The organism is Mesorhizobium sp. P2_H9, assembly GCF_056403215.1.
This window is the reverse complement of the sequence record NZ_JBFUFX010000022.1, coordinates 1-17953: the sequence shown is the minus strand read 5'-3', so window position 1 is coordinate 17953 and position 17953 is coordinate 1. Positions and strand designations below refer to the sequence as shown.

Sequence of the window (17953 nt, the reverse complement as noted above, 5' to 3'; positions counted from 1 at the left end):
TTCCTTGATGCCACCTGCGTAGGTGGCCTACTCCCTCAGTTCTCCGTGGGAGGGGCATCCTACTTGACCGAGCCTGCGGTCATGCCGGCGAGGAAATACCTCTGGGCAACGAGGTAAATGAGCAAGAGCGGCAGCGAGCCGAGCACGCTCATCGCCATCATCTGGTTCCATTCAAAGGCGTGCTGCCCCATCAACAGCTGGATGCCGATCGGGACGGTGCGCATCGACGTTGACTTCGTCAGCGTCAGCGCAAACAGAAATTCGTTCCAGCACAACAGGAAGGTGTAGACCGACGTCGCCACGATACCAGGCAGCGAAATCGGGACGATCACCCGCCAGAGCGCGGTCCAGCTGGTGCCGCCGTCGACAGCCACCGCCTCATCGAGATCGCGGGGCAAGGTGTTCAGATATCCCGTCATCAGCAGGATCGCGTAGGGCAGCGTGAACACCAGGTAAGTCAGGATCAGTGCGACGTAGGTGTCGAAGATGCCATACGAAACGACAAGCCCGAAGAAGGGGATCAAAAGCGTGATCGGCGGGATCGTCTGCGTGCTGATGATGAGTGTGTTGAGGCTGCCCTTGCCGCGGAAATTGAAACGGCTGAACCCGTAGGCCGCCAGCAAGGCGATCAGCACCGTCAGCACGGTCACCGATCCGGCCACGAAGTAGCTGTTGAAGAAGAAGCGCAGCTTTACCGGGTCGCCAAGGATGGCCGCATACGCTTCCAGCGTGAAGGCCTTCGGCAGGACGGTCGGTGGCAGGGCAAAGATTTCGGTATTCGACTTGAACGAGCTGCTCAGCATCCAGTAGATCGGGAAGGCCGCGAAAAACAGCCCTGCGGCAAGCGCGACATGCAGCGCGACGGTGATCAGCCTGTCTTTCGGCGTGTGCCTTTTCCTCATGGTGACTACCGAGCCTTTTGATAGCGGATGTAGAACAGCGTCAGGCCGAGAGAGATCAGCAGGATGACCACGGCGCTCGCCGACGCCTGCGAGAGGTTGTAGCTCGAAAACGCCAGCTTGTAGGTGTAGGTGCTCAGCACCTCGGTTGAGTAGATCGGACCGCCGCCCGTCGTTATCCAGATCAATGGAAAGACCTGCATGGTCCAGATGAAGTCGAGCAGCGAGATACTGATAATGATCGGCATCAGCTGCGGGATAGTGATGAAGATCAGCTTCTGGTAGGCCTTCGCCCCGTCGATATCGGCGGCCTCGTAGAAATCCTTGGGAATGCCCTGCAGGCCTGCGAGCAGGCTGACCATGAAAAGCGGGTAGCCCGCCCAGATATTGGCGAAGGTGACGGCGTGCAGCGCGGTCTCGGTCGAGGAAAACCACTCGACCTTGGAACCGATGATGCCCATCTGCATGAGAATGCTGTTCACGACACCGTTCGGCTCGAGCAGGAGGCGCCAGATCACGGCGATAATCACCGCGGTGAACAGCCAGGGCAGTATGTAGAGCACGCGCAGGACATTGCGCAGCGTCGGATTGATGCGGTCGCTGTTCAGCATCAGCGCGAAGACCATGCCGATGGTCATATGGAAAATGACACTCATGCTTGTGAAGTAGAGCGTATGCCACAGCGAAGCCCAGAACACGGGATCGGCAAAGATCGCCTGATAGTGTTTCAGCCCGGCAAAGGACGGGTCGCGACGCAGCACCGCGCTGTTCTGGAACGAGTACGCAATCACCGTCACCATCGGCAGCAGCATCAGAAGGCCGATTATGAGGAGCGAGGGCGACAAATAGAGATAGGGTACGACCGCTCGTTTCAGTCTATGGTGGGAGCGCTTCTGCCGGGTCATGTGCCAACCTTGGGATACACCTTCAAGAGAAGGTGAGCTTCGCAAACAGGTCCATCTCAAATTGCCGATCCGTTGTTGCCGGGTGGCCTGCCCGAAGTCAGGCCACCCGGTCGAAGATAGCAAACGGGGAACAGGCCGATCAGAATTTCGCCATCCAGCCCTTTTGCGCCGCAGCGGCCGCCTCCGCCGGCGTTTGCTCACCGGCAAGCATCTTTTGAGCCTGCACGTCGAACTGGGTCATCAGGTCTTCAGCCACCGGCAGGCCGGTGAACTCGTTGGCGAGATAGCCGGTCTTGAAGATTTCGAAAGCCTTGCCGAAAGCCTTGTCGGACGTCACGAAGTCGGGCTTGGCGTTGACGTTGCCCGGGAAGGCGTTTGCAAGCGAAACCAGCTTCGCGTTCACCTTTTCACTCATCAGATACTGGACGAGTTTCCAGGCCTCTTCCTGATGTTTCGAGCTGGCGGAGACGCCGATGCCCCAGGAGGCATAGGGAAGGCCGCGCTTGCCGTCATAGTTCTCCACGACCGGGACCGGGATGAGGTCGAAGTTCAGGTTGGGATTGCGTTTGCGGATGAGGTTCACATGCGCGAGCGAGTCGATCATCATCCCGACCCGGTTGTTGACGAATTCCTCGACCTTTTCCTGTTCGGTCTTGGTGGCGATACCGGGCGAGATGGTGCCCGCATCGTTGAGCGATTTGACGAAGGTGAGCATATCCACCACCGGCTTGCCTTCGAGGTCAGGCTTGCCGTTCGCCATCATCGATTGGCCCGAAGCCCAGACCCACGACATCAGATCGTTCTGGACTCCGCCGGGAGACTGCAGCGACAGGGGCAGCACCCAGCCATACTCGTTCTTGTCTGCATGGGTCATCTTCTTGGCGGCGTCGAGAAATTCCGCGCGGGTCGACGGCAGCTTGGTCACGCCTGCCTTGGCGGCGAGGTCCAAATTGACAAAGACCGGATAGACGAACGAAGCCACGGGAAACATCACCGCCTTGCCGTCCACCTTGATGATATCCGCGACCTGGGTCTTGTCGAACTTGCTCGCATCCATCATCGGGTTCATGTCTGCCAGCGCACCCTGCGCGTTCAGATTGTTCACCCAGGCGCCATCGAGACCGACGACGTCGCTGAGCGTTCCGGTTGCTGCGCCAACCGAGATCTGGTCTCGCGTGGTCGCGTAGGGGCCGCTGACCAGCGTCACCTTGATCCCGGGGTTTGCCGTCTCGAACTCATCCATGATTGCCCTGAGCGAGCCAGCCGGCAATTCGGGCTCCCACCATTGGGTGAATTCCAGCGTCGTGTCCGCCGCCATGGCGCTGGTTGCGCCAAGCAACCATGCGGCCGCGGCTATTTTCAGCATCGCGGGTTGTATCCGAAACATCGTTTTCTCCTCCTTTTTCAAGATCGACCGCACAATGCGAACGATCGTCTGCTCTATTCAGAAGCCTTCTTGTCTTCCGCAGGCGCCTCGCTCTCGCCTGCGTCTTCCGCAGATCTTCAGATCGCCAGATGCGTCTCGGGATCGAAGAAATGGAACTTGGTATCATCCACGGCCAACCGGATTTCCGAGCCGGAGTGGATGGCGCTGACCGGCTCGAATCTCGCCACCGCGTTCGATGCCAGGCCAAAATCGTCCACCGCGTCCGGATCGCCGGAGTCCACCCGGACCGCGTCGATGTTCAGGTGGACGATGTGTTCAGAGCCGAGCTCTTCGATCGAAGTGACCTTGGCGGGTATCGTCTGATACTTGCGGCCGGATTCGAGGCTGCTGTCATAAAGATGCTCCGGCCGTATGCCGAACACGATCTTGCGCCCCTCATAGGACCTCAGGGCGGGCCTGCCGACGAAAGCTGCATCCTGCAGCCGGATGGCGAAGTCGCGAAAAACGAGCTCGCCACCCTTTAGCGTCGCTTCGAAAAGGCTCATCGAAGGCGAACCGATGAAGCCGGCAACGAACGCATTCACCGGCGATTCATAGAGCCTCTTGGGCGTGTCGACCTGCTGCAGCACGCCGCCTTTCAACACCGCGACCCTGTCGCCCATCGTCATCGCTTCGATTTGGTCGTGGGTCACGTATATGGTCGTGACGCCGAGCTGCTTTTGCAGGCTGGTGATTTCGGCGCGCATTTGCACGCGCAGTTTCGCGTCCAGATTGGAAAGGGGCTCGTCCATCAGAAAGGCGGCGGGCTCGCGCACCATGGCGCGGCCCATGGCAACCCGTTGACGCTGTCCGCCTGAAAGGGTCGCGGGTTTGTTGTCCAGCAGAGACGTCAGTTGAAGGGTTTTGGCGATCTCGTCCACGCGCTTTTTGCGCTCGGCCTTCGGCTTGCCTGCCAGGCGCATCGAAAAGGCGATGTTTTCGAACACCGTCATATGCGGGTAGAGTGCGTAGCTCTGGAAGACCATCGCGATGTCGCGGTCCTTGGGCGGCATGTCGACGACGTCGACTCCGCCGATCCGAAGGCTGCCGCTGGTGATGTCCTCCAATCCCGCGATCATTCGCAACGCGGTGGATTTGCCGCAGCCGGACGGCCCGACGAGAATCAAGAACTCGCCGTCCTTGACCGATAGGTTCAATTGGTCGATTGCGCGAAAATTGTTCCCGTAGGTCTTGCAGATATTCTCAAGAATGACTTCTGCCATGTTCCTCCCTCCACAAGTACAAGCCACTGATTTTTGTAGTTATCCTCGGCTTATGTTAACTTGTGAAATATTTTATCGGATAGTTTCATGCTATGTTCCAGTATCGAGCTGCGCATGTTTCAGTTCGACTGCTGACGGCGCGTTCGTCGATGCCAGCAGTTCCGTGACCTGGTCGTCGGTAGGAAGCGCCTCGCGCCCGCCACGCCCCGTTATCGAAAGGGCCGCCGCTGCGGCCGCGAATGCCACCCGGCCTGCGGTGTCGGCTCCGCGCGTCAACGCATGGGCATAGGCGCCGTGAAAGCAGTCACCGGCGCCAGTCGAGTCGACGACGACAACCCGGTGCGGGGGCAGGTGCCAGAGACCTGTCTCTTCACGCCCGCGATAGTACACGCCCCTGCCACCATCGGTCAGAACCACGGCGCTCCGCGACGGCAGCCACAATGCATCGAGTATCTCGGCGGGCGATCGGCACCCCGTGGCAGTCCGCGCAAAGCCGAGGGGAAGAATGAGATGGTCGCACAGCGCGATCAGCCGCTCCGTGGCTGCACCGCTGCTCCATTCGATATCGCCGAGGATGGCGAGGCCGAGATCGCGAGCCCGAGCCACGACATCCAGCGACCGGATCGCGTAGCTATCGACGATCAGGACGGTCGCGCGGCTGAGGATATCGTCCGGAAAGTCCGGAGCGGTACCCAGCATCGCATCGTCGTCATACGCGATGAACCGTTCCCCGTCCGAGCCGACGGTGATGCGCGAGCGCACCGGGCGCGCGTCCGGGTGGCGCGGCGCGAATGCGGTTTCAACACCGCTCGCAACGAGATCGCACAGCACGACGTCGTCAGCGGCACTGCCAAGCCATCCGACGAACCCGGCGGTTCCGCCGAGCCGCACGACGGCAGCCAGCGCCGTCGCGACATTTCCCCCGAAAGCGCGGGCGCTTTGCAGAACCTTCCCCTTGCCCGCCGACAACGGCTGATCGACATAGACGATGTCGTCGATGGCAATAGCGCCGAAGCCGAGGATCGAGGGGACGGTGGGCATCGTTCAGGCACCCGCCTTCGCCAGCGCGTCTTGCGCCGAAAGGCCGTCATGGATGACGCCCCGAAAGGCAAGCGCTGCCTTCTGCGGATCGCCATGCCCCCAGAGATTGCGGCCGACCACGGCACCGCGTGCGCCGGCACGGATGGCGTCCGCCGTCTGCTGAAGCGCGCCGAGCAGCGTATCGGTCTTGGGACCACCCGCGATCACAACCGGCACCGGGCAGGTCCGGACGGTCTCTCGGAACGATTCGAAATCGCCCGTATAGCCGATCTTGATCACGTCGACGCCGGACTCGTAGCCGATGCGCGCCGCATAGGCGATCTCGTCGGGGGTGAAGACGATTTTTGCGCCGTCGGTGAAATCGCGAGGGTAGATATGCGCCACCACAGGCATACCGTAGCGGGCCGCTGCATTTACCGAATCGGTCAGCCAGCGTATGTATTTGCCCTCGGTCGCGCCGCGCACCGGAATGGCCACGGCCAACGCATCGGCCCCCGCGCGCACCGCATCCTCGGGCGTTGCGATCAACTCGCTGATGCGATCGTCCGCAGTGAAGCAGCCCGCCTGAATCACCAGGGAAGCTTTGCCCGCATATTGCGGCCACAGATGGCGAGCGGTGCCAGGCTGGATGCTGACATAGTCGGGTTTGCCCGCCATGACGCGTGCGAGCGCACCCGGCAGGTCGGCAAGGCCGCCTTTGCGCACGTCGCCATAGCCGACGAAGTGGTCGACCGCGCCGCCAAAAAGGTTCCCCGATGGATGCGAGAAGAGGCGCGCAAGACGCACTTTGGTTCCTAGGCTCATGAGTGCAAAATTCCCTGATCGTTTGATTTCAAAACCCTGGATCCAGTGTCTCCAGTGAGCGCATGACCCACGGGCTTCGAGCCGGAGACCGGCCCTTTCGTCACGTCTGTCATTTTCTCCTCCTGGCGCTGGCAGCCTCCCAATATCGGGCCAGCGTTCCCATATGTTCTATAAAAATTTTACGCGCGTCAACATTTAAAATGCTCTATAGCGGTTTTCGAACGGGACCGGCTGCTGGTGCAACGGGACAGCCAGTGTATGATGGCGTTGGGAGGTGAGGCTGAAAATGCAAGCAAAATCAAAGGAGAGGCTCGGTATCGGCGTCATAGGATGCGGCAACATCTCGACGACCTATCTACGCAACGCAGCACTCTTCGGTGGCGTCGAGCTGCGTGCCTGCGCCGACATTTCCACCGAGCTGGCGGCGCTGCGCGGCCGCGAATACGGCATCCGGGCGGTCAGCGTCGATGCGCTTCTGGCCGATCCCGAGATCGACCTTGTGCTCAACCTGACCATCCCGTCGGCACATTTCGACGTCTCGTTTTCAGCGCTCTCGGCAGGCAAGCACGTCTTCACCGAAAAGCCGCTGGCGACCTCGGCCGGCGATGGCCGTCGCCTTGTCACCGAGGCGGCGCAGCGCGGTCTGCTGCTGGGCTCGGCGCCGGATACGTTTCTTGGCGCCGCCGGCCGGCGGGCGCGCCGCCTGATGGACGAGGGCGCGATCGGTCGCGCGGTGACCGGCACCGCCTTCATGATGGGGCGCGGCATGGAGCACTGGCATCCCAATCCGCAATTCTACTACCAGCCCGGCGGCGGCCCGGTCTTCGACATGGGCCCCTATTACCTGACCATGCTGGTCAATCTGCTCGGGCCTGTGGCGCGCGTCATGGCGATGGCGACGCGCGGTCAGGAAGAACGCCTGATCACCGCCGAGGGGCCTTACAAGAACACCTCTTTCAAAGTCGGCACGCCGACCAACATCCTGTCGCTGCTGGAGTTCCGCTCGGGCGCTACCGTCACCTTCGGCGCCTCCTGGGATGTCTTCAAGCATTCCAATCATCCGATCGAACTGCATGGCACGGAAGGCTCGCTCAGGCTGCCCGATCCGGACACGTTCGGCGGCACCGTCTCGCTGTCGGAGCGCGGCGCCGACTGGGCCGATTTTGCCAGCGAGAGCGAACTCTACGGCGCGCGCAACTGGCCTTACGCCGCCCCCGACCGCGCCAACTACCGCATGCTCGGCGTCGCCGATCTGTCGCGCGCGCTGGCGACGGGCAGAAGGCCGCGTGCATCCGGCGACCTTGCGCTGCATGTGCTGGAAATCATGGAGGCGATCCTCGCTTCGGGCGAAAGCCGCGGCTCGGTCGCCGTCAACGGCACGGTCGATCAGCCGCCGCTGCTTGGCGAGGATGAGGCGAAGAGCCTGCTTGCCTGAGATGCCGTCCACGACACCATCGCCTTCGCACTTGCTCGACCCGCAAGCCCGCCATGTGCTCGACCTCGGCCGCCAGGCGCCCGCGCCGCCGTTCGAGACCGGCACGCCCGAGGAGGCGCGCCGCGCCTATGTGGAGGGCCTTCCGGCCATGCAAGGCGAGCGCGAACCGGTCGCTTCGCTGAGCGAGCGCACCATCGCCGGCCCCGGCGGCCCGTTGCCGCTCAGGATCTATCGCGGCCAGGGAGCGGCGGCAGCCGGTGCGCCAGCGCTGCTCTATCTGCATGGCGGTGGCTGGGTGATCGGCAATCTCGACTCGCATGACGAGATCTGTCGCTGGTTTGCCAACATGGCGGCCTGCGTCGTCGTCTGTCCCGACTACCGGCTGGCGCCTGAGCACAAGTTTCCTGCCGCCGTCGAGGATTGCCGCGCGGCGCTGGCCTTCATGCAGAGCGAGGCCGAGGCTCTCGGCATCGACGCAAAACGGATCGCTATCGCCGGCGACAGCGCCGGCGGCAACCTCGCCACTGTGCTTTGTTTGATGGCGCGCGGGGACAAAGATCCGCCGGTGGCGCAATTGCTGTTCTATCCGAACACCGATGCCGCGCAGGGGGCCGACAGCTACCGTCGTTTTGCCGAGGGCAACGGCCTCACCGCGGCAACCATGGCTTGGTTCCGTGATCACTATGTCAGCCATGCCAGCGATATCGACGACTGGCGCGTGTCGCCGCTGAAAGCCGCCAGCCTTGCCGGCGCAGCACCTGCCTTTGTCGCCATCGCCGGTCATGACATTCTCGCCGACGAAGGCGAGGCTTATGCTAGGCGTCTGCAAGATGACGGCGTGCCAGTCGTGTTGCGCCGCTGGCCCGGCCAGATCCACGGCTTCGTCTCGATGGGCCGCCATGGTCCCGCGTCGCGAGAGGCGGTCAGTGCCGCGGTTGCCGCGTGGCGCGGCTTCGATGGAGCAGCCTAGGCCGACTGACGCATCACCAAGGTCGCGTCGAGATTGACCTTGGCGGCAACCGCCGCGCCATCCTCGTTCAGCAAGGCCAGCAGCGTCTCGACACTGCGCCCGGCCATGGCGGCAAAATCCTGCGCCATGGTGGTCAGGCCGGGGCAGGTGTAGCGGCTCAGCGGATGATCGTCATGGGCCGCGACACGCAGGTCGCAATCGCCCTTGCGGCCGACCTTGAGACCTTGCGCGAAAGCGGCCGCCATCACGCCGAAGGCGAGACGGTCGTTGTTGCACAGGATGGTCTTGCCCGGCAGGCCGCCATTGCCGAGCATCTTTTCCATCTGCTCGTAGCCAATCCGTTCGAAGTCCCATGTGTAGTCGTCGATGTTGCCGATGACGACGGGCTCGTGTCCGAGCCGCTTCATCGAGGCGACATAGCTCTTCAGCCGTTCCGGCGAATTGTGGTTGACGTGCGGAATATCGAAATAAACCGGGGCGTCGCCGGACCGGCAGAGATAGTCGACGATGGTCGAGACACTCTGGCTGTTGTTGTTGCCGACGAAGGGCGTGCCGCCTTCGAGATAGGTGTCAAAATAGACGACGGGTATGGCCTGCGTCAGCTTCTCCAGCGTGCGATGGTCCGAACGCAGGCCAAGCGGCGCGATCAGCGCGCCGGAAACTTTCAAGGAGAGGATGGTTCGCGTCGCCTCCACTTCGAGTTCGCGCGAGCCGTGCGAGGAGATGACGATCGGCCAGTAGCCTTCGTCGCGCAGCCGAAGTTCGATGCGGCTGACCATCTCCGAATAGAAGGGATCGGCAACCGTCGGCACCATGATGCCGATGCTGCGCGTCCGCTTGCGGTTGAGGTTGCGGGCAAACAGATTGGGCTGGTAGTCGGAGGAACGCAGCGCCTCTTCGATCCGCCGCCGCGTCGCCGGCTTGACGCTGGTCGGATCGTCGAAATATTTCGAGAGTGTCGGCCGGGAGACGCCGCAGGAGCGGGCAAAATCCTCCATCGTCTTGTGCGTTATCGGCATCAAACCCTCGCGGCACGGACATCCAGTATCTGGTCGCCTCGGCGCCGCCCCATGCCTCTACATACGGTGCGCCGGCTTGCAACTGCAAGGCGAAATTTTACAGACAATTTCGATAGTTTCCATACGTAAATTTATTATTTTACGCGGAAAAGCGCAAGCGGCTACACAGAGGCAGCGGATGAAAACGCTCTGGTTTCCACGATCATGTTCGCTGGCGGGAGAGGGGAGACAAATCAGTTTGGCTTCCTTATCAATGTCGCCGCCATCAAGGAGAAGACCTTGCGAAGAATCGGTATCGGCATCATCGGCTGCGGCAATATTTCGGACGCCTATCTGAAGGCGTCGCCAAAATTTCCGGTGCTCGACATCGTCGGCGTTGCCGATATCAACCCGGCGGCTGCCGAAGCCAAGGCGCAGGCCTACGCCCTGGCGGCGATGACCATCGAGGCGCTGCTGGCCGATCCCCGTGTCGAGATCGTGCTCAATTTGACGACGCCGCAGCATCACGTGCCGGTCGGCCTGCAGGCCGTGGGGCAAGGCAAGCATGTCTATTCGGAAAAGCCGCTGGCAACGACGCTCACCGATGCGGCGCGACTGGTCGCGGCCGCGCGCGAAAAAGGCGTGCGCGTCGGCTGTGCCCCCGATACTTTCCTTGGCGGCTCGCACCAGACGGCGCGCCGGCTTGTCGACGAAGGGGTCATTGGCACCATCGTCGCCGGCTCGGCCTTCATGCAGGTGCCCGGCCACGAGCTCTGGCATCCGAACCCGGATTTCTACTACCAGCCCGGCGGCGGGCCGATGCTCGACATGGGTCCCTATTACCTGACCTGCCTGGTCAATCTTCTCGGGCCGGTGAAATCGGTGACCGGGCAGGCGAAATCATCCTACGCCACCCGCACCATCGGCTCCGGTCCGCGCCAGGGCCAGACCATCGAAGTCGAGGTGCCGACCCACATTTCCGGCCTGCTGGCGTTCGAGAATGGTGCTGCGGTTTCGATCACCACCAGCTTCGACGTCTGGAAGCACGAGCACAATCATATCGAGCTCTACGGCACGTCGGGCTCGATGATCGTCTCCGATCCGAACCAGTTCCAGGGCGACATCAGGACCAGCCTGCGCAAGGGCGACTGGACGCTGGCCGATCAGATCCATGCCTATGGCGACGGCAACTACCGCATCCTCGGCCTTGCCGACATGGCGCAGGCGATCGTGTCCGGCCGGGAACACCGCGCCAGTCTTGAGCTTTCCCTGCATGTCCTGGAGATCATGGAACAGATCATCCGTTCGGCAGAGATCGGGCAGCGTATCGACCTGAAGCATGGCTGCGCGAGGCCGGCGCCGATGCGCGCCGACCTGCCTTTCGGAATTCTGGAATAGGAACGACATCATGGCCAAGACAGCACTGATTTTCTGGGGCGGCTGGGAAGGCCACACCCCGGCCCGCAGCGCCGGCATCGTCAAGGACATCCTGACCGGGCATGGCTTCGATGTACGGATCGAGCAGGGCACCTCGGCACTCGCCGATCCGCAGCTCTCGCAACTCGATCTCATCGTCCCGGTGATCACTATGACGACGATCGAGAAGCCGGAGCTGGAAGGCCTCACCAGCGCGGTCAGGGGCGGAACCGGCCTTGCCGGTTTTCACGGCTCGATGTGCGACAGCTTTCGCAACGAGACGGAATACCAGTTCATGACCGGCGGCCAGTGGGTCGCCCATCCCGGCAACATCATCGACTATCACGTCGACATCGCCAGGCCCAACGATCCGATCGTGCAGGGCGTCGGTGGTTTCGCCTACCGCTCGGAGCAATATTACATGCATGTCGACCCGACCAACGAGGTGCTGGCGACGACGACCTTTACCGGCGAGCACCTCGACTTCATCGATGGCGTCGTCATGCCCGTCGTCTGGAAGCGGCGCTACGGCAAGGGCCGCGTTTTCTACAGTGCGCTCGGTCACACGGCCGATGAGTTCGACGTGCCGCAGATGCGCACGATCTTCGAGCGCGGCGCGCTTTGGGCCAGCCGGATTGCTGTTTGAATGAAGGATTTCTCCGTGCGATGGCTTGAAATCGCCAGGGAGCAAAGCGCGTCATGATCGTCGACACCCATCTGCACCTGATCGACCTCTCGGCGCTGCGCTATCCCTGGCTCGCCGGCGTGCCGGCGCTCAACCGCGACCACTCCTACGACGAATATGCGATCCAGGCCCGCCGTGCCGGCATCGAGGCTGCCTTGCACATGGAGGTCGATGTCGATCCGGCCGACATCCAGGCTGAAACCAGCCATGTGAAGGCACAGTCACATCAGAAAGGCAGTTTGCTGCGCGGCGCGATTGCCTCGTGCCGACCGGAGGAGCCCGGCTTTGCCGCCTATCTCGAGCGCCAGCGAACCGATCCCTTCGTCAAGGGGTTTCGCCGGGTGCTCCACGTCATGCCGGACGCGCTTTCGCAAACCGCGCTGTTTCGCGAAAACATCAAGCGGCTTGCCGGCACCGGCCTGACCTTCGACCTCGTCGTTCTGCCGCATCAGATCCCGAGCGCAATCGCGCTCGCCGATCTCGCGCCGGATGTGCAGTTCGTGCTCGACCATTGCGGCGTGCCCGACATCAAGGGCGCCAATGAGCATCCGTGGCGCGAGCATATGGCTGACATCGCGCGGCGCCCCAACGTCGTCGGCAAGATTTCCGGCGTGGTCGCCTATGCCGCCGGGTCATGGACCGTCGAGACACTGCGTCCCTATGTCGAGCACACCATCGGCTGCTTCGGCTGGGACCGCGTCGTCTGGGGCAGCGACTGGCCGGTCTGCACGCTTGGCGGCGGCCTTGCGACCTGGGTGGCGGCGACGCATGCGCTGCTTGGCGGAACCAGCGCCGACGAACGGTCAAAGCTGCTCTCCGCCAATGCCAAGGGGATATGGGGATTGTAGGCAGACCGAACAGCGCTCGCCCGTCGATAGTGCGCACCGGTTGGGCGGCTTACGGCTACTTTTCCCGCATCGCTCGGCGGAAGTTCTGCGTGATTGGCTCGGCAAGGTAAGAGAGAACGGTGCGAGCACCCGTCCGGATCATCGTCTCGCTCGACATGCCGGGCAGCAGCTTGCGGCCCTCCAGCTTGGCGAGTTCGCTCTTGTCGATCAACACGGTCGCGGCGAAATACGGCGCCCCGCTGCGCTCCTCCACCATGCGGTCAGCCGACACGATCTCCACCACGCCGTCGAGTGGCGGCAGGTTGTAGCGGGCGAAGGCCGGGAAGCTGACGCGCGCGCGCTGTCCAGGCGCGATCGTCTCGACATCCTCCGGCTTCACCATAGCCTCGACCACGAGTTGTTGTCCGAGCGGCACGACTGTCATCAATGTCTCGCCGGGTTTCACGACACCGCCCGCCGTGTGGACCTTCAGGTCCATGACAATGCCGTCAACCGGTGCGACGACATCGGTGCGGGTAAGCACGTCCTGGGCGGAACGCTCCTCCTGTCTGAGGTCGAACAACTCCGCCTCCACCTTGCTCAACTCTTCGACAGCCTCATTCAGCCGCACTGTGCCGAGGTTCAGGATTTGCATGTCAATCTCGGCCATGGCGCTTCTGGCACGAGCGATGGCCGCGACATTGGTGCCGCGCTCCCCTTCGATCTCCCGCGCTTGTCGGCTGAGCAACAGGTACCGCTCGCGGGTGGTCAACCCCTTCTTGAGCAGACCCTTGAGGTCTTTGGTTTCACCCTCGATCGCCTCGATCTGCTTGTCCTCGGTGACGATAAGCTGCTCCAGTCCCGTTATCTCCTCCTCGGTCTGGTGACGGCGCTGGCCGAGAATTTCCCGCTCGTCCTTCAGATTGTGGTGCTTCGCCGCGAACACGTCACGCTGTGCGGCCACCGCGTCCCTTACGGCAGTAGCGGCGTTTGCCATCAATGCCGGATCAAACGTGATCTCGGCCTTGCCGTCACGCTCGGCCCTCAGACGCGCGGCCAGCGCGTCACGCGTTGCTATCCGGTTCTGGATCAGGTCGAGCTGCGCCCTTGCCTGTGTGTTGTCGAGCCGGACGAGGACCTTGCCGGCCTTGACGATATCACCATTGGCGGCGTTCAACTCCGCGATGATGCCGCCCTCGAGGTGCTGGATGAGCTTGCGGTCGCCCGCGACCTTGATGACGCCCGGAGCCACCGCGGCGCTGTCCAACGGTGCCAGTGCCGCCCACCCTCCGGCCATGCCGAAGAACAGGAACATGATCGCGAACCCGGTGCGCGTTACCCCTGTGAGACGCAGGGGTAGTGGTTCCAGCAACGAGGGTGGGGGGACGGGTAACGGCACGAGGTTCATGTCTGTTCTCGTTTTCATGCCTGGTTCGCCACTATAGCTGGCATCTGACGCACCTTGCGGATGCGCGCCGCGAGTTCGTTGAAGACATAGTCACGTGGACCGTAGAGGTCTTGTTGGCCCCGGTTGAGGACCAATATCTTGTCAGCCTTCTCCATGACGTTCGGTCGGTGCGCGATCAGGACAACAGTCGTGCCCGCGGCCTTGACCGTGCTGAGGGCTGCGATCAATGCGTCCTCGCCCTCGCGGTCGAGGTTGGAATTGGGCTCGTCCAGGATAATGAGCACCGGGTCGCCGTAGAGTGCCCGCGCCAACCCGATGCGTTGGCGCTGCCCGCCTGACAGCACCGCGCCAGATTCGCCGATCTCGGTGGCGTAACCCTTCGGCAGTCCTTTGATCAGGTCGTGAACTCCCGCCAGCTGCGCAGCCTTGACCACGTTGTTGAAAACCGCCGGGTTGAGCTTTGCGAAGCGGCAGATGTTTGCGGCGACGGTACCGGCGAAGAGTTCGATGTCCTGCGGCAAGTAACCGACATAGTGACCGCGGTCCTCCGCCGCCCATTGGGCAACGTCCATGCCGTCCAGCAACGCACGCCCGCCGGATGGACGCCAGGCGCCGGCCAGTATTCGCGCCAGGCTCGTCTTGCCGGCCCCGCTCGGGCCGATCAGCACCATTGCTTCACCCGGGTTGAGTTGGAAGTTGATCCCTTTCAGGATGTGTTCGCCGCCCTGTCTGGCGAGCACAAGGTTGTCGGCCTCGAACCTGCCTTTCGGTCGCGGAAGTGGCAGGACCGGTGTAGCCTCCGGGTGCTGTCCGGCGACTGCGCTGAGACGCCGGTAGGCGGCACGCGCACCGACCGTTGCCTTCCAAGTGCCGATCGCTTGCTCGACGGGGGACAACGCGCGCCCCATCAGAATTGAGGCGGAGATCATGATTCCGGCCGATGCCTCGTTCTGAACCACGAGATAGGCACCAAAGCCGAGTATGGCCATTTGCAGGGCCAGCCGGTGACAACGCGCGATGGCCGCGATGACGCCGCCACGATTGGCAGCAAGAATTTGTCCTTTGTTTGCCTCGTCCTGCTGCGCCTTCCAGCCTACCAGCAGCGGCTTCAACATGCCCATCGCCTGTACGACCTCGGCGTTGCGGATCGCCGCCTCGGCCAGCCCGTATGCCCGCGACTGTGCGCTGGTAGCCTCGGTCAACGGCTTGCGTGTGAGGTATTCGTTGAGCAGCGCCAGCGCGAATAGGACAATCCCGCCGGCCAGCGCCAGCCAACCCAGCCAAGGGTGCATGAGGAATATGGCGGCGAAAAACAGCGGTGCCCAAGGCGCGTCCAGGATCGGGAAGATGCTCGGGCTGGTGAAGAAATTCCGGACCTGGTCCAGGTCGCGCAGCGGACGGGCATTGACCTGGCCGGGCGCCGAGGCGGCATATTCTACCGATGCGGTCAGGAGAACCGGTGCCAACCGCGCGTTCATCCACGATCCGACTGTAGCCAGAAGACGCCCGCGCACCACCTCCAATCCCGCCATTGTTGCGAGTGCCCCTGCCGCCATCAGCGACAGCATCACCAACGTCTCCAAACTGTGGCTGGTCAACACGCGGTGGTAGACCTGGAGCATGTAAAACGCTCCGGTCAGCATCAGCACGTTGATGCCGGCGCTGAACCAGATAAGCGGAAAGATGGCGCGTTTTGCCTCCTTAATCACAACTTGCAGGGCAGGGGGCTGTAGGTTGGTTTTCATCTGGATGACATTTCGTACAACCGATCGCGCGCGTGCGGGGGGCAGCATCGGCTGCCCCCGTTGGTCAAGTGTCAGGCGACGTCAACGAGTATGTGCTGCATCTCTGTCTGGTCCGCGTCTGCGTCTTCCACCTGGAAGGCGAAGTCGAGATGGGCATCCGGCGCCTCGGTCACAGTCGTGGTGAAGCCGATGTCCGTGATCTTCAGCACATCGTTATCGGCGCCGTCGAAGTTCAGCAGACTGGTGGTCGCATTGCTGCCACCGCCAGCGCCGGTCGTCCTGTTCAGGTCGATCGCCGTGTTGTCGCCGGTGATCCCGTTGCCCGACTGCATGATCTGGACACCCTGCAGCAGGTAGTCTTCGCCGGCTGCGTTGTAGTCGTTCTGCTCGAGGATCACGAGGCCGTCATTGTTGTCGAGCGGGAACTCGCTGGCGTACGGGGCCGGGACCTGGCCCTTCCTGAAGAAGTCTTCGTTCGACACGTACACGGCCCGCGTGATCGTGGCGTTGTCGTCCAGGGTACCGTCGATGTTGTCTGCGCCGTTCTTGTCGATCAGGTCGAGGACCAGCATCAGGTCCTCTCTGTTGCCGATGCCGTCGAACTTGATGGCCATGGCACCGGCGGTCGTCGTCGGGATTGTAGCCTCGTTCACAATACCGACGTTGTCGTTGAAGAACCGCAACGTGAGCAGTTCGCCTTTCTGGATCGTGTCGCCGGCGACACCGTTCGTGGTCTGCGTCGCGGACACCCAATCCTCGTGGTTGTTGCTCACCATCTCGTGGCCACCGAGGGTGAACACGGAGTCAGCCGACGACGCCTCGCCATCGTTCGTCAGACGGAACGGGTTGGCTCTGTTGATCGAGTTTCCCGTGAACTGCACGTAGAAATCTTCGTCACCCAGCGTGCTCGCGTCATCCGCCTGCAATTTCTCCAGCACGATCTGCGGGTGGCCCGAGTTGCCCGTGGGCTCCTTGGATAAGAGCTCACTGGTGTGGATAAAGTCGAAGCTGGAGCCTTCGAGCGGGTCGGTCAGGGTGATGGTATAAGTGTTGGCAACCTTGTCGAAGGCGAGGGTACCACCCGCTGTGCCTGCCTGAACACCAGGCGCCGGGTCCTTGTCGTAGGTGAAGCTGAAGTTGAACGTCGCGGAGGTGGGATCCTCCGACGCGAGCGTCACCTCCGGGGTGAGGATATTGCCTCCGCCGCCGCCGATGATCGTGCCGCTCAGTCCGATCTGGACGCCAGCAAGCACGGCGTCCTGGTCGACAAAATCAGAACCGCCACCCGTGTAGAACGCGGCCGTGTGGGCATCCGCGCCGATGTCGTACCCGAAGGCTCCAGTGGCCGACGCGTTGAGCGTGTTGGCCAGGGTCTCGGGGGTTCCGGTACCGTTGCCGGCGTCCTCGTCACCGTCGAACGGCACCGTGATCGCCGGAGCGTCATCCTTGAAGATGAGGCTTGTGCCGATGTCGACACTGTCGAAGGCCTGATCGCCGTCACCGTCGGTAATGGTCGCCGTCAAAGTGACGAGATCATCCAACGCCAACGTTGTTTCCTGGTCCGGCCCGCTGTCGGGCGAGTGTATGACAGCACGCGCCTGATCGAGTGTCACAGTACCGTCAGCAGCTACGCTCACCGTGAACACGATATCGCCGGCGGCTGAACCGGCGCGACCGACCACATCGTCACCTTCGACGAAAAGCAGGACGGACTGGCCGGTTAGGGTGTCGACGAGACCGCTATCGTTCGTGACCTGATTGATGCTGAGCGCATAGGTGATGGCATCGGCGTCCTGGACAGTGTCGTGGTCGCTGTCCTTGAAGCCGTCGGTGCCGAACGCGGCGCTGAAGATGTTGGAGAAGTCGGTCGATGCGGTGTCGGTGATGTCGGTGTCGTCGGTGGTCAGCGTCGGCACCGTGCCGTCCGCCGTCACTGACGGGCCATCATCCTCGAAAGTGAAGGCGTCACCGATATTGGCCGTCGCGTCGGCGGTGTCGCCGTCACCATCGGTGGCGGTCGCGGTTAGCGTCACCAGGTCGGCCGCGGCCAATACCGCCGCCGAGCCACCGCTCTCCACCGGATCGCTCGCATCGTCATGGACGACCGAGCGGTTCTGGGTCAGCGTCACCGAGCCGGTGGCATCGACGCTGATCAGGAAGAAGGCGACGGT

15 protein-coding genes are annotated in these 17953 nt (G+C 62.4%); 5 read left to right on the top strand and 10 right to left on the bottom strand.

From position 1 onward, the window contains the following. Positions 1–59 precede the first annotated feature (59 nt). From AC1DXN_RS29650 to AC1DXN_RS29625, 6 genes are all read right to left on the bottom strand, one after another. Positions 60–902, bottom strand: a complete 843-nt coding sequence (locus AC1DXN_RS29650; protein ID WP_477278000.1) for a carbohydrate ABC transporter permease — start codon at positions 900–902, stop codon at positions 60–62. 5 nt (positions 903–907) lie between these two features. Further along, on the bottom strand, positions 908–1804 hold the full coding sequence (locus tag AC1DXN_RS29645) for a carbohydrate ABC transporter permease (protein ID WP_477277998.1): 897 nt from the start codon (positions 1802–1804) through the stop codon (positions 908–910). 139 nt (positions 1805–1943) lie between these two features. Continuing rightward, a complete protein-coding gene (locus tag AC1DXN_RS29640) occupies positions 1944–3170 on the bottom strand; it encodes an ABC transporter substrate-binding protein (protein WP_477277996.1) in 1227 nt (408 codons plus the stop codon). A 137-nt stretch (positions 3171–3307) separates the two neighbouring features. Further along, a complete protein-coding gene (locus AC1DXN_RS29635) occupies positions 3308–4453 on the bottom strand; it encodes an ABC transporter ATP-binding protein (RefSeq protein WP_477277994.1) in 1146 nt (381 codons plus the stop codon). Between the two features lie 90 nt (positions 4454–4543). Continuing rightward, the gene (locus AC1DXN_RS29630; protein ID WP_477277992.1) at positions 4544–5494 is read right to left on the bottom strand and encodes a PfkB family carbohydrate kinase; all 951 of its coding nucleotides are present in this window, start codon (positions 5492–5494) and stop codon (positions 4544–4546) included. 3 nt (positions 5495–5497) lie between these two features. Then, entirely contained in the window at positions 5498–6298 is an 801-nt protein-coding gene (locus tag AC1DXN_RS29625) for an aldolase (protein WP_477243202.1), read from the bottom strand. A gap of 286 nt (positions 6299–6584) precedes the next feature. On the opposite strand from AC1DXN_RS29625, the gene AC1DXN_RS29620 reads away from it, so the two are divergent. Continuing rightward, the gene (locus tag AC1DXN_RS29620) at positions 6585–7733 is read left to right on the top strand and encodes a Gfo/Idh/MocA family protein (RefSeq protein WP_477277990.1); all 1149 of its coding nucleotides are present in this window, start codon (positions 6585–6587) and stop codon (positions 7731–7733) included. Position 7734: 1 nt separating this feature from the next. Next, positions 7735–8703, top strand: a complete 969-nt coding sequence (locus tag AC1DXN_RS29615; protein WP_477277989.1) for an alpha/beta hydrolase — start codon at positions 7735–7737, stop codon at positions 8701–8703. Here AC1DXN_RS29615 and AC1DXN_RS29610 read toward each other — a convergent pair. Next, positions 8700–9722, bottom strand: coding sequence for a LacI family DNA-binding transcriptional regulator (locus AC1DXN_RS29610; RefSeq protein ID WP_477277987.1), 1023 nt, complete (start codon positions 9720–9722; stop codon positions 8700–8702). The genes AC1DXN_RS29615 and AC1DXN_RS29610 overlap by 4 nt on opposite strands. A gap of 279 nt (positions 9723–10001) precedes the next feature. Here AC1DXN_RS29610 and AC1DXN_RS29605 point away from each other — a divergent pair, with 279 nt between their 5' ends. Genes AC1DXN_RS29605 through AC1DXN_RS29595 form a run of 3 tightly spaced genes read left to right on the top strand, consistent with a single transcriptional unit; the run spans position 10002 to position 12650 of the window. Continuing rightward, entirely contained in the window at positions 10002–11099 is a 1098-nt protein-coding gene (locus AC1DXN_RS29605) for a Gfo/Idh/MocA family protein (protein WP_477277985.1), read from the top strand. Between the two features lie 10 nt (positions 11100–11109). Continuing rightward, positions 11110–11763 (top strand): ThuA domain-containing protein, encoded by a 654-nt coding sequence (locus AC1DXN_RS29600; protein ID WP_477277983.1) that lies wholly within the window; start codon positions 11110–11112, stop codon positions 11761–11763. A gap of 53 nt (positions 11764–11816) precedes the next feature. Then, positions 11817–12650 carry an amidohydrolase family protein gene (locus tag AC1DXN_RS29595; RefSeq protein WP_477277981.1) on the top strand — a complete coding sequence of 278 codons (834 nt, stop codon included), beginning with the start codon at positions 11817–11819 and terminating at the stop codon, positions 12648–12650. Between the two features lie 55 nt (positions 12651–12705). Here the strand turns inward: AC1DXN_RS29595 and AC1DXN_RS29590 are convergent, their stop codons facing one another. The 3 genes from AC1DXN_RS29590 to AC1DXN_RS29580 all read right to left on the bottom strand — a co-directional run. Next, positions 12706–14055, bottom strand: coding sequence for an HlyD family type I secretion periplasmic adaptor subunit (locus AC1DXN_RS29590; RefSeq protein WP_477277979.1), 1350 nt, complete (start codon positions 14053–14055; stop codon positions 12706–12708). Then, the gene (locus tag AC1DXN_RS29585) at positions 14052–15782 is read right to left on the bottom strand and encodes a type I secretion system permease/ATPase (RefSeq protein ID WP_477277977.1); all 1731 of its coding nucleotides are present in this window, start codon (positions 15780–15782) and stop codon (positions 14052–14054) included. Before AC1DXN_RS29585 ends, AC1DXN_RS29590 begins: the two co-directional genes overlap by 4 nt. Positions 15783–15853: 71 nt before the next feature. After that, positions 15854–17953 (bottom strand): DUF5801 repeats-in-toxin domain-containing protein (locus AC1DXN_RS29580; protein ID WP_477421777.1); only part of this gene is annotated, 2100 nt, incomplete at its 5' end.

What these genes read in the sequence shown, in the direction of transcription:
- AC1DXN_RS29610 (WP_477277987.1), bottom strand. Translation starts at nt 9,722, where the DNA reads ATGCCGATAACGCACAAGACGATGGAGGATTTTGCCCGCTCCTGCGGC.
- AC1DXN_RS29585 (WP_477277977.1), bottom strand. Translation starts at nt 15,782, where the DNA reads ATGAAAACCAACCTACAGCCCCCTGCCCTGCAAGTTGTGATTAAGGAG.
- AC1DXN_RS29640 (WP_477277996.1), bottom strand. Translation starts at nt 3,170, where the DNA reads ATGCTGAAAATAGCCGCGGCCGCATGGTTGCTTGGCGCAACCAGCGCC.
- AC1DXN_RS29645 (WP_477277998.1), bottom strand. Translation starts at nt 1,804, where the DNA reads ATGACCCGGCAGAAGCGCTCCCACCATAGACTGAAACGAGCGGTCGTA.
- AC1DXN_RS29650 (WP_477278000.1), bottom strand. Translation starts at nt 902, where the DNA reads ATGAGGAAAAGGCACACGCCGAAAGACAGGCTGATCACCGTCGCGCTG.
- AC1DXN_RS29620 (WP_477277990.1), top strand. Translation starts at nt 6,585, where the DNA reads ATGCAAGCAAAATCAAAGGAGAGGCTCGGTATCGGCGTCATAGGATGC.
- AC1DXN_RS29625 (WP_477243202.1), bottom strand. Translation starts at nt 6,298, where the DNA reads ATGAGCCTAGGAACCAAAGTGCGTCTTGCGCGCCTCTTCTCGCATCCA.
- AC1DXN_RS29595 (WP_477277981.1), top strand. Translation starts at nt 11,817, where the DNA reads ATGATCGTCGACACCCATCTGCACCTGATCGACCTCTCGGCGCTGCGC.
- AC1DXN_RS29590 (WP_477277979.1), bottom strand. Translation starts at nt 14,055, where the DNA reads ATGAAAACGAGAACAGACATGAACCTCGTGCCGTTACCCGTCCCCCCA.
- AC1DXN_RS29600 (WP_477277983.1), top strand. Translation starts at nt 11,110, where the DNA reads ATGGCCAAGACAGCACTGATTTTCTGGGGCGGCTGGGAAGGCCACACC.
- AC1DXN_RS29615 (WP_477277989.1), top strand. Translation starts at nt 7,735, where the DNA reads ATGCCGTCCACGACACCATCGCCTTCGCACTTGCTCGACCCGCAAGCC.
- AC1DXN_RS29635 (WP_477277994.1), bottom strand. Translation starts at nt 4,453, where the DNA reads ATGGCAGAAGTCATTCTTGAGAATATCTGCAAGACCTACGGGAACAAT.
- AC1DXN_RS29630 (WP_477277992.1), bottom strand. Translation starts at nt 5,494, where the DNA reads ATGCCCACCGTCCCCTCGATCCTCGGCTTCGGCGCTATTGCCATCGAC.